At 60.0% G+C, this 16,091-nt stretch carries 13 protein-coding genes; all 13 read left to right on the plus strand.

The genetic code is table 11. The features are described 5' to 3' along the window. Nucleotides 1-109: 109 nt before the first annotated feature. Nucleotides 110-1,630 (plus strand): acetaldehyde dehydrogenase ExaC, encoded by a 1,521-nt coding sequence (exaC, locus tag AC1RGE_RS29445; RefSeq protein ID WP_011063687.1) that lies wholly within the window; start codon nucleotides 110-112, stop codon nucleotides 1,628-1,630. A gap of 177 nt (nucleotides 1,631-1,807) precedes the next feature. Next, nucleotides 1,808-3,088 carry an ethanolamine utilization protein EutH gene (gene eutH / locus AC1RGE_RS29450; RefSeq protein ID WP_011063688.1) on the plus strand — a complete coding sequence of 427 codons (1,281 nt, stop codon included), beginning with the start codon at nucleotides 1,808-1,810 and terminating at the stop codon, nucleotides 3,086-3,088. 25 nt (nucleotides 3,089-3,113) lie between these two features. Beyond that, nucleotides 3,114-4,550 carry an ethanolamine ammonia-lyase reactivating factor EutA gene (locus AC1RGE_RS29455; RefSeq protein WP_492585503.1) on the plus strand — a complete coding sequence of 479 codons (1,437 nt, stop codon included), beginning with the start codon at nucleotides 3,114-3,116 and terminating at the stop codon, nucleotides 4,548-4,550. Between the two features lie 29 nt (nucleotides 4,551-4,579). Further along, the gene (locus AC1RGE_RS29460; protein ID WP_492585505.1) at nucleotides 4,580-6,775 is read left to right on the plus strand and encodes an ethanolamine ammonia-lyase; all 2,196 of its coding nucleotides are present in this window, start codon (nucleotides 4,580-4,582) and stop codon (nucleotides 6,773-6,775) included. Between the two features lie 51 nt (nucleotides 6,776-6,826). Continuing rightward, entirely contained in the window at nucleotides 6,827-8,221 is a 1,395-nt protein-coding gene (locus AC1RGE_RS29465; RefSeq protein WP_011063691.1) for an ethanolamine ammonia-lyase subunit EutB, read from the plus strand. A gap of 11 nt (nucleotides 8,222-8,232) precedes the next feature. Continuing rightward, nucleotides 8,233-9,057, plus strand: a complete 825-nt coding sequence (gene eutC / locus AC1RGE_RS29470) for an ethanolamine ammonia-lyase subunit EutC (RefSeq protein WP_041120010.1) — start codon at nucleotides 8,233-8,235, stop codon at nucleotides 9,055-9,057. Between the two features lie 106 nt (nucleotides 9,058-9,163). Continuing rightward, nucleotides 9,164-9,622 (plus strand): GNAT family N-acetyltransferase, encoded by a 459-nt coding sequence (locus AC1RGE_RS29475; protein WP_011063693.1) that lies wholly within the window; start codon nucleotides 9,164-9,166, stop codon nucleotides 9,620-9,622. Between the two features lie 242 nt (nucleotides 9,623-9,864). Then, a complete protein-coding gene (locus AC1RGE_RS29480) occupies nucleotides 9,865-10,521 on the plus strand; it encodes a DedA family protein (RefSeq protein WP_011063694.1) in 657 nt (218 codons plus the stop codon). Between the two features lie 5 nt (nucleotides 10,522-10,526). After that, nucleotides 10,527-11,339 (plus strand): M90 family metallopeptidase, encoded by an 813-nt coding sequence (locus AC1RGE_RS29485; RefSeq protein ID WP_011063695.1) that lies wholly within the window; start codon nucleotides 10,527-10,529, stop codon nucleotides 11,337-11,339. 217 nt (nucleotides 11,340-11,556) lie between these two features. Next, the gene (gene ppa, locus AC1RGE_RS29490; RefSeq protein ID WP_011063696.1) at nucleotides 11,557-12,084 is read left to right on the plus strand and encodes an inorganic diphosphatase; all 528 of its coding nucleotides are present in this window, start codon (nucleotides 11,557-11,559) and stop codon (nucleotides 12,082-12,084) included. 15 nt (nucleotides 12,085-12,099) lie between these two features. Beyond that, the gene (locus AC1RGE_RS29495; RefSeq protein ID WP_401027309.1) at nucleotides 12,100-12,489 is read left to right on the plus strand and encodes a hypothetical protein; all 390 of its coding nucleotides are present in this window, start codon (nucleotides 12,100-12,102) and stop codon (nucleotides 12,487-12,489) included. A gap of 1,180 nt (nucleotides 12,490-13,669) precedes the next feature. After that, complete coding sequence (locus AC1RGE_RS29500; protein WP_072445016.1) at nucleotides 13,670-15,100, plus strand: mannose-1-phosphate guanylyltransferase/mannose-6-phosphate isomerase; 1,431 nt, start codon at nucleotides 13,670-13,672, stop codon at nucleotides 15,098-15,100. A 22-nt stretch (nucleotides 15,101-15,122) separates the two neighbouring features. Beyond that, on the plus strand, nucleotides 15,123-16,088 hold the full coding sequence (locus AC1RGE_RS29505; RefSeq protein WP_072445014.1) for a GDP-L-fucose synthase family protein: 966 nt from the start codon (nucleotides 15,123-15,125) through the stop codon (nucleotides 16,086-16,088). Nucleotides 16,089-16,091: the final 3 nt, after the last annotated feature.

Consider the following 16,091-nt stretch of genomic DNA (forward strand, 5'->3'; position numbering starts at 1 on the left):
ACCCTTGATGCATATGGCCTGTAGCACGCTGGCCCGACCTTTGCTCTACGCTTGATATGCGCTACGGCGCGTCCTCCCCCATAAGCATAAAAGCCAGGAGATACCCACCATGCGTTACGCACACCCCGGTACTGAAGGCGCTATCGTTTCGTTCAAGAGCAAATACGGTAACTACATCGGCGGCGAGTTCGTCGCGCCTGTCAAAGGCCAGTACTTCACCAACACCTCGCCGGTCAACGGCCAGCCGATTGCCGAATTCCCCCGCTCCACTGCCGAAGACATCGACAAGGCCCTGGACGCCGCCCATGCCGCCGCTGACGCCTGGGGCGCGACCTCGGTGCAGGCGCGCTCGCTGATCCTGCTGAAGATTGCCGACCGCATCGAACAGAACCTCGAACTGCTGGCCATCACCGAAACCTGGGACAACGGCAAGGCCGTGCGCGAAACCCTGAACGCCGACATTCCCCTGGCCGCCGACCACTTCCGCTACTTCGCCGGTTGCCTGCGGGCCCAGGAAGGCAGCGCTGCGGAAATCGACGGCAACACCGTGGCCTATCACATCCATGAACCCCTGGGCGTGGTCGGGCAGATCATCCCGTGGAACTTCCCGATCCTGATGGCCGCCTGGAAACTCGCCCCGGCCCTGGCAGCGGGCAACTGCGTGGTACTCAAGCCCGCCGAGCAGACCCCGCTGGGCATCACCGTGCTCATGGAAGTGATCGGCGACCTGCTGCCACCCGGCGTACTCAACGTGGTGCAAGGTTTTGGCCGCGAAGCCGGCGAGGCCCTGGCCACCAGCAAGCGCATCGCCAAGATCGCCTTCACCGGCTCGACTCCGGTGGGCTCGCACATCATGAAGTGCGCCGCCGAGAACATCATTCCGTCCACCGTGGAGCTGGGCGGCAAGTCGCCGAACATCTTCTTCGAAGACATCATGCAGGCCGAGCCCAAGTTCATCGAAAAGGCCGCCGAAGGCCTGGTGCTGGCATTCTTCAACCAGGGTGAAGTCTGCACCTGCCCATCCCGCGCCCTGGTGCAGGAATCGATCTACGACGAATTCATGCAAGTGGTGATGAAGAAGATCGAGCAGATCAAGCGTGGCGACCCACTGGACACCGACACCATGGTCGGCGCCCAGGCTTCCGAGCAGCAGTTCGACAAGATCCTCTCCTACCTCGACATCGCCAAGAACGAAGGTGCGCAGCTGCTCACCGGCGGCAAGGTGGAAAAACTCGAGGGCGACCTGTCCAGCGGCTACTACATCCAGCCGACCCTGCTCAAGGGCACCAACAAGATGCGCGTGTTCCAGGAGGAAATCTTCGGCCCGGTGGTCAGCGTCACCACCTTCAAGGACGAAGCCGAAGCCCTGGCGATCGCCAACGACACCGAGTTCGGCCTGGGTGCCGGGGTCTGGACCCGCGACATCAACCGCGCCTACCGCATGGGCCGCGGGATCAAGGCCGGCCGCGTCTGGACCAACTGCTACCACCTGTACCCGGCCCACGCCGCGTTCGGTGGCTACAAGAAATCCGGCGTCGGCCGTGAAACCCACAAGATGATGCTCGACCACTACCAGCAGACCAAGAACCTGCTGGTGAGCTACGACATCAACCCGCTGGGCTTCTTCTGATCGATCCTCCCGGCGGCCCAGGCCGCCGGGAGGCCTTTTCGCGGCCCTGCCGCACAGGTTCACCTGCTCTGATCCGGTGCCGACGGCTTGCCGGACGGGACACTGCTGTCGGAAGTTCTGCGCCAAACCAGTCGTGCACAGACCCTGCTTGAAAAACAATAACAAGGGACAAACGCAATGGATCAGATCGGCAACTACGTGCTCTACCTCATCATGCTCTGCGCCGTACTTGGCGCCTTCGCCGCCATTTATGACAGCGAGCGAGGCCTGGGCAAGGAATTCATGGAAGGCATTCACGCCACCGGCTACATCTTCGTGCCGGCCGCGGGCATCATGGCCTCCATCCCCTATCTCACCGTGGTCATCGAAACCGTCTTCGGACCGTTCTTCAATTCCCTGGGAGCCGATCCGGCCCTGGCGGCGACCATGATCATCGCCTCGGACATGGGCGGCTATCAGCTGGCCTCGGCCCTGGCCGCCAGCAAGGAAGCGCTGGTAATGGCGCTGATCACCGGCTTCATGGGTGGCGCCACCATCGTCTTCTCGATCCCCATGGGCCTGGCGATGCTCGACAAGCGCGACCACAAGTACATGGCCCTGGGGATCATGTCCGGGATCCTCACCATTCCCGTGGGCGTAATGATCGCCAGCCTGATCCTGGCCTTCAGCAACCCGCAGGTACGCGAACTGGTCAGCACCAGCGGCGAAGCCAGCTACCAACTGGCCCTGGGCCTGGGCAGCATCTTCGCCAACCTGCTGCCGATCCTGATCTTCGTCGTGGCCCTGGCCCTGGGCCTGCGCTTTCTGCCGGACATGATGATCAAGGGTTTCATCATCTTCGGCCGGGCCATGGACGCGGCGATCAAGCTGGTACTGGTGTTCTCCATCGTCGAGTACTTCACCGGGGCCTTCTCCGCGGTGTTCGGCGGCTGGGGCTTCCACCCGATCATCGCCGATGCCGAGGACCAGACCCGCGCCCTGGAAACCGCCGGCTACATCGGCATCATGCTGGCCGGCGCCTTCCCCATGGTCTACCTGCTGCGCAAGTACCTGGGCAAGCCCCTGGAAAACCTCGGCGGCAAGATCGGCCTCAGCGCAGTAGGCAGTGCCGGCATGCTGGCCACCATCGCCAACATCCTGGCCATGTTCCGCCTGGTGCGCTTCATGCCGCCCAAGGACAAGGTGGTGAACATCGCCTTCGGTGTCTGCGCCGCCTTCCTGCTGGGGGACCACCTGTCCTTCACCGCCAACTTCCAGCCGACCATCATCCTCCCGGTATTGATCGGCAAGATCAGCGCCGGCTTCGTCGCGGTGGGACTGGCCTATTGGCTATCGGTGCCCAAGGCCCTGCAACTGGAAGCCCAGGACCGGGCTGCCGGAATCATCGGCGAAGGCGAGTACCTGGGCGGTACGGCCCTGGAAACCCCGGAACCGGCAGGCCAGAAGGCCACGGCCTGACTCCGGCGCGGCGAGGAACGCCTGCATGCAAGCCTTCACCGGCGGCGCCCAGGTCTTGCTGCTGGGGCTGGACTTCGGGTCCACCACCAGCAGCGTGCTGATTGCCCAGGCCAGCCTCAGCAGCCACTGCATCACCGGGCGCATGGCCCTCAACGAACCCCGGGTGCTGTTTCGCGGCGACCCGGTGTTCACGCCCTTCAAGGACGAGGTCATCGATGAAGCCGCGATCCGCGGCCTGATCGAAACCTGGCTTGAACAGGCGGACGTGCGCCCGCAGCAGTTGTTTTCCGGCGGGGTGATCATCACCGGGCTGGCGGCCCGGCGGCACAACGCCCAGGCCCTGGCGCAACTGGTGGGGCAACTGATCGGTAACGCACTGATCACCCGTGCCGACGATGGCGGCCTGGAGTCCTGGCTGGCGTTCATGGGCAGTTGCTCGGCCCTGAGCCGCTTTCACGCGCAGCAGCCCATGCTCAACCTGGATATCGGCGGTGGCACCACCAATGCCGCCTGGGGCCTGGAGGGCAATGTGCTGGCCAGCGGTTGCCATTTCATCGGTGCCCGGCACCTGCAATTCGAGCCGGGCAGCTATCGGCTCAGCGGAATGTCGGAGTTCGGCCGGGCCCTGCTCGATCACCTGGCGATTGGCAAAACATCCGGGCAACTCCTCGACAGCTCACAACTGCAGGCCGTGCTGGATTGGTACATCGACGCCCTGCTGGCGCTCGTGTCGGGGGACCGAGCGTTCTTTGCCAGCCCGCTGGGCCGGTTGACGGAGCAACTGCCGCTGAACCTGCCGGCTCACGAACCTGATGTGGCGCTGACCTTTTCCGGTGGCGTTGGCGAGTTGCTGTATCAGCACTTGCAGGGTGAAACCCTGCCCGGCACCACCCACTACGGCGACCTGGGCATCGACCTGGCCCTGGCCATTGCCCGCCAGCCGCGGCTGGTGCGTGACGCCCGCCGCCTGGTCCCGGAAAACCGTGGCCGGGCCACGGTCTACGGGCTGACCCTGCACAACACCGAAATCTCCGGCAGCACCTTGTTCCTGCCCCGGCCCGAGGCACTGCCGCTCAAGGACCTGCCCATCGTTGCCCGTCTATCGGTGCGCGCCTCCCGGCAGCAACTGGAGGCGGCCCTGGAACTGGCCCTGAGCAGCCGCGACGGTGCCTGCCTGCAACTGCTCGATGGCGGCCAGGCGCCGGGCCTGGAAGAAATACGCCACCTCGGCGCCCTGCTGTGCCGGGCCCTGGGCACTGCTCGCCCGGCTCCCCAATGGCCGCTGGTGCTGCTGTTGGAGAGCAACGTCGGCAAGGTCCTGGGCAACTACGCCACGGATTGGGGGCGCAGTTCTTGCAACCTGATCGTCATCGACGAAGTACGTGAACGCTCGGCGCACTTCATCAATCTGGGAACACCCCATCAGCACATAGTGCCCGTCGCCTTTTACGGTGTGCACTGATGCCGATGCCGGCCAAGGAGAGTCTTGCCATGTCACTCACCGAACTGCAGCACATCCGCCTTCCCGTCGTCCCGGCCGAACGTGGCTACAGCACCCGGGTGCTGGATCGCCAGATCGCCTTCGACAGCCTCAAGGCAGTGCTCGGCGCCGCTGACATCAGCAAGGCCGGGGACCGTGTGGCGGGGCTGGCCGCCGTGGATGAAATCACTCGCGAAGCAGCGCGCAAGGTGCTCTCGGAACTGACCCTGGATCACTATTTCCAGCACCCGCTGACCGACCGCCACGGCCATATCGACAGTGTCATGCAGGTCAACTACAACATCGACCACGAAGTGTTCGGGGAAATCGCCCCTCTTACCCTGGGCGCCCTGAAAGATCGCCTGCTGCGCAGCCACGGCACCGAAATACGCCGCATCGGCCGCGCCCTGACCGGGGTAATGGTGGCCGCCCTGGCCAAGCTGCTGGATGTGCATGAACTGATCCTGCTGTCGAAAAAGCTCAAGAGTGGCGCGGCCGCCAAGGCCCGAACCCTGGTGGGCCTGCCCGGCACCCTGTCGTCGCGCTTGCAGCCCAACCATCCCACCGACAACCTCAGCGGCATTACCCTGCTGGTCTACACCGGCCTGAGCATGGGCTCGGGGGACGCGTTGATCGGCCTCAACCCGGCCATCGACACCGTGGACAACATCAGCGCCACGCTCCACCACCTGGACAAGCTGCGCCGGGAAACCGGAGCACCCACCCAAATCTGCGTGCTGTCCCATATCAAGACCCAACTGGCCTGCCTCGACCAGGGCGCTCCAGTAGAGATCATGTTCCAGAGCCTGGCGGGCACCGAACGTACCCTGACCGACGAGTTCGACGTTACCGTGCAACTGCTGGACCAGGCCTGGCAGACCATGGCCGAGCGCGGCCCGCTGCGGGACGTGGCGGAAAACTTCATGTACTTCGAGACTGGCCAGGGCAGCGAGCTGACCTACGGCAAGCACGAAGGCATCGACATGACCACCTGCGAAGCCCTGTGCTACGGGCTTGCCCGGCGCTACCGGCCGTACATGGTGAACAACGTCACCGGCTTCATCGGCCCGGAAACCCACCTCGACAACTTCGAGATGACCTACTCCTGCCTGCAGGACCAGTTCATGGGCAAGTTGCTGGGCCTGCCCATGGGCATGGCCCCCTGCTACACCCTGCACTCGCAAGTAACCCTGGAAGGCCAGCAGATGGCCACCGAGTTGCTGACCGCGGCCGGGGCCAACTTCTTCATGGACGTGTACCTGAGCACCGACCGCATGCTCGCCTACTTCGACACCAGCGCCCACGACAACCAGACCCTGCGCGAGGTGCACGACCTGGCACCGGCCCCGGAATACCTGCGCTGGGCCCTGGGCAAGGGGATTTTCCAGGAAGACGCCCACGGCAACGTGGAACGCGGGCCGAACTGGGGCAACCCGAGGATTTTCTGCCAGTCGGACATCGACTTCCAGCGCCTGCTGGAATCCACCCCGGCCACCTACGGCTTCGACAACGCCGGGCCGCGCCCGGCCAACAGCGTGTCGCGTACGGTGCGCGCCAACCTGGCAGTGGCCCGCGAGGCAATCTACGTCGACTTGCGCCCCAGCGAAATCGGCGCCATTGCCCTGCGCGAGCTGCGTACCGCTGCCCCGGACAAGCTGGCTCACCTGCAAGACCCGGAGCTGGGCGCGCGGCTGACCGAGGAAGTGCTGCGGCGCCTTAAACCGGAATACAACGACGTGCAGATCGTGATTTCCGACGGCCTCAGCGCCGAGGCCATCCACCACAACATTCCCGAGCTGCTGCCGGTGCTGATGGATGGCCTGCTGAGTCGCGAGCTGCGCATCGGCCAGCCGATCCTCGCGCCTTATGGCCGGGTCAAGCTGGCGGAGTCGGTGGGCGAGGCCCTGCAACCCCAACTGATCATCGTACTGATCGGCGAGCGGCCCGGCGGCGACGCCCTGGCCTCGCGCAGCATGTCCGCCTACCTGGGCTACCGCCTGCCGGACGAGCAGGCCCGCCGCGCCGCCGCCCAGTTCAGCGGCAATGCCGACATTCGCTATGAATACACAGTGATCTCGAACATCTACAGCGGTGGCCTGCCGCCGCTGGAAGGCGGCAGCCTGGTGGCGGAAAAGGCCTTTGCCATCCTCCATCACCGGGCTGCCGGCAACCGTCTGGAAAACCTGCTGAAGAAGGTGGCATCCTGATGATCCGCCAGCACTCGGCAACGCCCCTACATCGTTGAAACGGAGACTGAGATGGCCCAATTTTCCCACAGCGTAGGTTCTCAGACCTATCGCTTCGACAGCCTCAAGGACGTCATGGCCAAGGCCAGCCCGGCCCGTTCCGGCGACTTTCTGGCCGGGGTTGCCGCCCTCAACGACGGCGAGCGGGTTGCCGCCCAGATGACCCTGGCGGATATCCCCCTCAAGCACTTTCTCGAAGAGGTGCTGATTCCCTATGAGTCCGACGAAGTCACCCGGCTGATCATCGACACCCATGACCGCGAGGCCTTCGCCACGGTCAGCCACCTGACCGTGGGCGGCTTTCGCGACTGGCTGCTCAGTGACGCCGCCGACGAACAGAGCCTGCGGGCCCTGGCGCCGGGCCTGACCCCGGAAATGGCCGCCGCGGTGTCGAAGATCATGCGCGTGCAGGACCTGATCCTGGTGGCGCAGAAGATCCGCGTGGTGACCAAGTTTCGCGGCACCCTGGGGCTGCGTGGACGCCTGTCCACCCGCCTGCAGCCCAACCACCCCACCGACGAGCCGGCGGGCATCGCCGCAAGCATTCTCGACGGCCTGCTGTACGGCAACGGCGACGCGATGATCGGCATCAACCCGGCCACCGACAGCATCGCCTCGATCTGCGCCATGCTGGAAATGCTCGATGCCATCATCCAGCGCTACGAGATCCCCACCCAGGCCTGCGTGCTGACCCACGTCACCACCTCCATCGAGGCGATCAATCGTGGCGTGCCCCTGGATCTGGTGTTCCAGTCGATTGCCGGCACCGAAGCGGCCAATGCCAGCTTCGGCATCAACCTCAACGTGCTCCAGGAAGGCTACGAGGCGGGCCTGAGCCTGAACCGCGGTACCCTGGGGCAGAACCTGATGTATTTCGAGACCGGCCAGGGCAGCGCCCTGTCGGCCAACGCCCACTTCGGCATCGACCAGCAGACCTGCGAAACCCGCGCCTACGCCGTGGCCCGGCACTTCAAGCCGTTCCTGGTCAATACCGTGGTCGGCTTCATCGGCCCCGAGTACCTGTACAACGGCAAGCAGATCATCCGCGCCGGCCTGGAAGACCACTTCTGCGGCAAGCTGCTGGGCGTGCCCATGGGTTGCGACATCTGCTACACCAACCACGCCGAAGCCGATCAGGACGACATGGACAACCTGCTGACCCTGCTGGGCGTGGCAGGAATCAACTTCATCATGGGCATCCCCGGGTCCGACGACATCATGCTCAACTACCAGACCACGTCCTTCCACGACGCGCTCTATGCCCGGCAGACCCTTGGCCTGAAACCCGCTCCCGAATTCGAGCAATGGCTGGCCAGGACCGGCATCTTCACCCAGGCCGACGGCAAGGTGCATTTCGGCAACAACCTGCCGCCGGCTTTCCGCCAGGCGCTGGCCCAGTTGGGATAAGGAACAGGCTCATGCAAAAACACCCCACCGATTCGCAGAACCCCTGGCTGGAACTGCGCCGCCTGACTCCGGCACGCATTGCCCTGGGCCGTACCGGCACCAGCCTGCCCACCGATGCTCAACTGGACTTCCAATACGCCCACGCCCAGGCCCGGGACGCCGTGCACCTGCCCTTCGACCACGCCGGCCTGAGTGCCCAATTGGCCGAGCGCGGCCGTGACAGCCTGCTGCTGCACAGCGCCGCCACCGACCGCCACAGCTACCTGCAACGCCCCGACCTGGGACGCCGGCTCAGTGACGACTCGGCCCAGGCCCTGCGCGACTACGCCAGCGCCCATCCCGGCGGGTTCGATCTGGCAGTGGTGGTAGCCGACGGCCTGTCGGCCCTGGCGGTGCATCGCCATACCCTGCCATTTCTGGCACGCATGGAGGAACAGACCGCCGCCGAAGGCTGGTCGCTGTCGCCCGTGGTGCTGGTGGAACAGGGTCGGGTGGCGGTGGCCGACGAGGTCGGGCAACTGCTGGGGGCGAAGATGACGGTGATCCTGATCGGCGAACGCCCGGGGCTCAGTTCCCCCGACAGCCTGGGGCTGTATTTCACCTACCAGCCGAAAATCGGCCTCACCGACGCCTATCGCAACTGCATCTCCAATGTGCGCCTGGAGGGCCTGAGCTACGGCATGGCCGCTCACCGCCTGCTCTACCTGATGCGTGAAGCCTGCCGCCGCCAACTGTCGGGGGTGAACCTCAAAGACGAGGCGCAAGTGCAGACCCTGGACAGCGACGAGCCGGCAGATATGAAGGGCAACTTCCTCCTGGGCCCGCCCCAAGCGTGATTTTGCAAGACGATTGCGCTTTTTCGCCGCTTTGGGCAGCATCGCAACACGGCTGCCCGAGTCATCCAACCTGTGCCGTCACATCCACTTGAAGTTGAGAGCCACCATGCGGATTACTCAAGCAACCCTCGAGCACCTGGATCTGTTGACCCCCTTATTCGTCAAATACCGCGAATTCTATGGCGCACTGCCCTACCCGGATTCGTCCAGGGCCTTCCTGGAAAAACGCCTGCGGCGCAAGGAATCGGTGATCTACCTGGCCCTGGCCGACGACGACAGCAACAAATTGCTGGGCTTCTGCCAGCTGTACCCGAGCTTTTCCTCCCTCTCCCTCAAGCGTGTGTGGATTCTCAACGATATCTACGTTGCCGAAGACGCCCGACGCCAGCTGGTGGCGGACAACCTGATGCGCACCGCGAAGAAGATGGCCAAGGAAACCAACGCCGTGCGCCTGCGGGTGTCCACCAGCAGCAACAACGAAGTGGCACGCAAAACCTACGAGTCTATGGGTTTTCGCGAAGATACCGAGTTCAAGAACTACGTCCTGCCCCTCAGCGACGACTGACTCTGCAGACAGCGGCCCCAGGGCCGCTTTGGCATTTCCGCCCCTGACGCGCGCCCTCCCGGCAACCTACCAAGCACCGGCCAAGCCGAAACGCCCCGCTACAATCTGAACACGCATTTCACTTGTCAGCCCTTATAATGCCGACCTTTTCGGATCGTAAGAAAAGCTACACACCCCTGTAGTCCCTTTCTCCGAGTCATCGCACAGGCCTGCCGAGCCAGGCTGTCATCACAGGTGCCCCAATGGATTTCAACCCGATCGACCTAATCCTTCATCTCGACGTTTATCTCGACATGCTGGTGACCAACTACGGGCCCTGGATCTACGCCATCCTGTTCCTGGTGATTTTCTGTGAGACGGGCCTGGTGGTAACCCCCTTCCTGCCCGGCGACTCCTTGCTGTTCATCGCCGGCGCGGTGGCCGCAGGCGGCGGCATGGACCCGGTGCTGCTGGGCGGCCTGCTGATGCTGGCGGCTATCCTTGGCGACAGCACCAACTATGTGATTGGACGAACGGCAGGGGAACGGCTGTTCAGCAACCCCAACTCGAAGATCTTCCGCCGCGACTACCTGCAGAAAACCCACGACTTCTATGAAAAGCACGGCGGCAAGACCGTGACCCTGGCGCGCTTCCTGCCGATCATCCGCACCTTCGCGCCCTTCGTCGCCGGCGTGGCGCGCATGCCTTACCCACGGTTCTTCGCCTTCAGCGTGGCCGGCACCATCCTCTGGGTCGGCGGCCTGGTGACCCTGGGCTACTTCTTCGGCAACGTGCCCTTCATCAAGAAAAACCTCTCGCTGCTGGTGGTGGCCATCATCCTCCTGTCCCTGGTGCCGATGATCATTGGCGTACTGCGCAGCCGTTTTGGCCGCAGTACCGAAAAAGCCGAAACCCGCTAAGCACCATGTGGTCCCTCAGCGCCTGGCGCCGCAAGCGCCGGCTGGCCAGGCACCCGGTCAGCGATGAAACCTGGCAGCGGGTACGCCAGCACCTGCCCTTCCTCGACGGCATCAGCGCCGTCGAGGACCAGTGGCTGCGCGAGGCCAGCGTGCTGTTTCTCGACGACAAGCACCTCACCGCCCTGCCCGGGGTCGAGCTGCATCAGGAACAGCGCCTGCTACTGGCGGCCCAGGCACAGCTGCCGCTGCTGCACCTGGGGGACCTGAACTGGTATCAGGGCTTCCACGAAATCATCCTTTACCCCGACGACTTCCTCAGCCCGCAACGCCATCGCGACGCCAGCGGTATCGAGCACGAATGGGATGGCGAGCACAGTGGCGAAGCCTGGCAGCAGGGGCCGATCATCCTCGCCTGGCCCGGAGTCCTGGCCAGCGGTGGCTGGGAAGCCTACAACCTGGTGATCCACGAACTGGCCCACAAGCTGGACATGCTCAACGGCGACGCCAACGGCCTGCCGCCGCTGCACAGCGACATGCGGGTCAGCGAGTGGGCGCAAGTGATGCAAAGCGCCTACGACGACCTCAACCACCAGTTGGACCGCAATCCGGACGCAGAAACCGCCATCGACCCCTACGCCGCGGAAAACCCGGCGGAATTCTTCGCCGTCACCAGCGAATACTTCTTCAGCGCCCCGGACTTGCTGGTGGCGGCCTATCCGAAAGTCTATGCACAACTACAGCTGTTTTATCGGCAGAATCCACTGGCCCGGTTACAGCAACTTCAAGCAGAAGATCCGGTCTATCAAACGCACCACTAATGTCCTGTCGCGCTATTTAAGCTGTTCATCTGAAGACCGGTTACCTGACAACCAGGCCGCCGGTCGCTCGGCAAACCCGAACACACCCGCGACACAGTACAACCAAGGTTCTACGACCCTTGGCACGTGGCATCGGTAGCGGAGTGTGTCTATAATCGCCGCCACTTTTTGGTCAATCCGGCCAAGTCATTTGGTCAACTAACGGGGGCAACGCCCAATGAGCTACAGCAAGATTCCGGCAGGCAAAGACCTGCCGAACGACATCTACGTCGCTATCGAAATCCCGGCCAACCACGCGCCGATCAAGTACGAAATCGACAAAGACAGCGACTGCCTGTTCGTTGACCGCTTCATGGCCACCCCGATGTTCTACCCGGCCAACTACGGCTTCATCCCCAACACCCTGGCTGACGACGGCGACCCCCTCGACGTACTGGTCGTGACCCCTTATCCAGTAGCGCCAGGCTCGGTGATCCGTGCCCGTCCAGTAGGCATCCTGAACATGACCGACGACGGCGGCGGCGATGCCAAAGTGATCGCGGTACCACACGACAAGCTGTCCCAGCTGTATGTCGACGTGAAGGAATACACCGACCTGCCAGCCCTGCTGCTGGAACAGATCAAGCACTTCTTCGAGAACTACAAAGACCTCGAAAAAGGCAAGTGGGTGAAGATCGACGGTTGGGGCAATGCCGATGCAGCCCGCGCCGAGATCCTGAAGTCGGTTGCTGCCTACAAAGGCTAAGAAGCAACTGCACGCTTGGAGCAACAAGCTTCAAGAAAGAGCCCCGGTCATCCGGGGCTTTTTTATGCCTGCACGCAGCACCAATTGCCTGCTGGCGCCCGCTTGCCGGTGAACCGCTTCCTCGGCCGACCACGCATCCAGCAACATATTCTTCGCACTTTTTACTGCTTCAAGGCCTCTGGAACGCGCTTCGCACTGGGAATTCCCGGCGAATATGCGTATGCTGCGCCCCACATTTGCGCATCGACCCTTCAAGCGGTCAGAGCGCCTGACGAAGCGGATGACTTTCTCGCCCAGTCCCACAGCCAGCCGCAAGAGCTGGGTGTACGTTTTGAAGGCTGGTGCGGTTTACCAAAAATGAACCAAGCCAGTCCCCGAGAAGCCGGCCACAAGCCGGCTTTTTAATGCCTGAAATAAAAGCCTGATCATTGATACCTTCACCACCTATAGGTACGAGCTTGTCATGCGCCACCTCTGACGCAACCCAGCGCAGAAAGCCTGACAGGATCTCGCTCTTGCTATGTAGGATTAGTAAATCCGAGAGAACGGAACCGATCAGATACTGTATTTTTTTGCAAATCAGATTTTTCGTGAAAGTCCTGTGTTGATGCACATAAGCCCGCCAAAGCTTGATTACCTCTAAGCAAGTCAACTACTCAGAGATTGTTGTACTACCGATGAAGCCAGAAAAAGTAGCGATGAGCGACTACTGGCCCTTCGCTACATTTCATTGCCGAGCATGTCGGCAGCTACAGATCCAATTCGTGAAATCAGAAATAAAAGCCTATAACGAGCAATGAAGACTGCCATTTATCAAAAAACTGGAGTATTTAGAGAATTACCAAGAACTTTGTGCATGAAGCCTGACTGCGGCATTTTCATCAAATGCCTCAGTCACTAGAGAGACTTAATTGGGGCTTGCATAATGTTGGATTTTTTGGAGAATTTGCCATTGCTCGGCGCTCAAATTGTGGCAAGCCTCCAGATCCACCCAAGGCCGGCCATCGGAAATCAACACGACAGACTAGAAAGCAGGCAAACACAGCCTTGCTATGCTGTCACTGGTTGAAGGTAAAACGAGCGATGGCAAAGTGCCCATGATGCTGTCTCTAGAGAAGGCTCTAAGCCATCACGTCAAGGCTGCGAACTAATCGACTCGAAAAGCTTGAAACAAATCTCCGATTGACCGTTCCCTCCCCTCCTTGGGAGAGACAGACAATTGTAGTGGCCGATACGAGAATTTCCTCACAATGCGCGCTCGATCGAACGAGATGCCAGAAGATGCTCCTAGGGCATCCTTCCCGCCGTAAAGCACTGGAGTAGATAGACCACGCAATTTCATTATCTCAGGGAGTTCGGATATGCTCCCACGCCACACACTTATGCACCAGCCAGCTCAAGAGACAGGCTTTATTAGTATTTTGCACCGGATTTATTTCATGGAGACAAATCGATGGATGGACGCGAGAAGGTCGCAATTGCCGCGGGCGGTATTTATTCCTCTGAAGCCTCTTTCGGCGATACAGCTTCAAACATGAAGCTGCAACCTGATGTAACGGCCTCCAATTCGCCGGCGGTTTCTAACATGTCGCAACAGCGCATACTTATCCCAACGATCCTCTGCGGTGGCGCAGGATCAAGACTTTGGCCTGTTTCTCGCGAGCTGCACCCAAAACCATTTATTCGACTCGCCGACGGTCAGAGCTTGCTGCAAAAAGCTTTTTTACGCGGAGCAGATCTGACAGGTGTTCCAGAAGTACTCACCGTCACCAACCGTGAGCTTTTCTTCAAAACAGAAGATGAATACCGCGAAGTGAATTCGGCAGGCGTTGCGACCTCATTCATTCTCGAGCCCGCGGGGCGCAATACCGCGGCGGCCATTGCAGCCGCGACACTGCAAGTCGCCAGCAGCCACGGCCACGACGCCTTAATGCTCGTGCTGGCGGCCGATCACCTGATCTCTGACCAATCAGCGTTTGCTGAAGCGGTGGGCCATGCTTGCAAGCTCGCTGAAAGCGGTAAGTTGGTCACCTTCGGTATTCAGCCTGATGCCCCAGAAACGGGTTATGGGTATATAGAAGCAGAAGAAAATCGCGTCATTCAGTTCGTTGAAAAACCCTCACTGGATAAGGCAAAGCAGTATCTCGCTTCGGGGAGCTTCTACTGGAACTCCGGCATGTTCTGCTTTAGCGTTAAAACAATGTTGCAGGCCATGAATGAGCACTGCCCGGACATTCTTAATGCGACCAAAAACTGTATTGCACAATCTCGCACCGCCAGCGGCAAAGGCTTTGTACAGGTAGAGCTTAGCTCCAGTGATTTCTCCGCCATTCCAGAAAACTCCATTGACTACGCAGTCATGGAGAAATCAGAGCATGTTGCTGTCGTTCCATGTGACATTGGCTGGAGTGACATTGGCTCTTGGTCAGCCCTGGGCGACCTTATCAGCCCTGACGCCGATGGCAATAGAATTACTGGTGAGGTTTCATTACATGAGACAACGAACTGCACCATCCAAAGCGTAAACCGTATGGTGGGCGTTGTCGGAGCAAGCAACCTAATCATCATCGATACTGCCGACGCTCTATTAGTAGTGGATAAACTCTGCACTCAGAACGTTAAGCATATTTATTCAGACTTAAAAAACAAAGGACATGACGTCCACAAACTGCACCGCACTGCATACAGACCATGGGGCACCTATACAGTCCTGGAGGAAGGCGAAGGGTTCAAGATAAAGCGCATTGAAGTTAAACCTGGAGCGAGCCTTAGCTTGCAGATGCACCATCACCGTAGCGAACATTGGGTTGTCGTAAGCGGGCAGGCAACGGTGATAAATGGAGATCGAGAAATACTCATCAACACCAATGAGTCAACTTTCATACCCGCGGGCCACAAGCATCGTCTTACCAATCCGGGAAAAACCCCCTGTGTAATGATTGAAGTCCAAAGTGGAAACTATCTTGGCGAAGACGACATTGTTCGCTTCGAAGATAATTATGGGCGAGCCGACTAACTTAATGTTCTGGATAAATTCCATGCACTCAGAAGACACTAACCCAGCCACTTCCGATACTTCTTTTTTTGCCGGAAAAAAAGTATGGGTCACCGGACATCGAGGCATGCTAGGTGCTGCGATGGTTAGAAATTTACAAGAAAAAGATGCAACACTACTGCTGACTTCAAGAGCAGAGTTGGACCTTACAAACCAAGCTGCGGTTCTAGAGTGGGCAGAAGCCAACAAACCGGAGCTGGTTTTTCATATAGCCGCCAAGGTGGGCGGAATCTATGCAAACGCTACCCTACCCTCAGACTTCCTTCGTGAAAATCTACTTATTCAAACAAGTGTAATCGACGCGGCGCATAAAACCGGTGTCAAAAAACTTGTTTTCGTCGCTTCCAACTGCACGTATCCAAGCCAGGCCAAAAACCCTATATCCGAAGACGCTTTGCTGACCGGCATGTTCGATCACAATATTCGAGCATATGCTATTAGCAAAATTGCAGGAATCGAAATGTGTCGAGCATACAATCGTCAACACGGTTGCGATTTCATTTCGGTAATTCCACCAAACCTGTATGGACCTGGCGACAACTATCATCCAGAGCATGGCCATGTTGTTGCAGGAATTTTACGACGGATACATGAAGCGAAGCTTTCGGGAAGCAAGGACTTTGTAGTATGGGGTGACGGTACCCCACGTCGGGAACTGCTACACGTAGATGACCTCGCAAGTGCTCTTGAGTTTGTCATGAGGGCCCGTGCAGCACACGACTTGTACAATGTAGGTTGTGGACACGATTTAACGATATCAGAAATAGCTAATATCGCATCTGAAATTGTCGGTTTCAAAGGAAACATTTCATACGACACATCCAAACCAAACGGTACGATGCGCAAACTACTCGATAGCTCTCGCATTCATGACCTCGGATGGCGTCCTAATATTAATGAGCGCGATGGAATGCAAAGCGCGTACGCTGACTTTTTGAGTAGATACTGAGTT

This window comes from Pseudomonas sp. GW823-FHT02C05 (genome assembly GCF_058797595.1).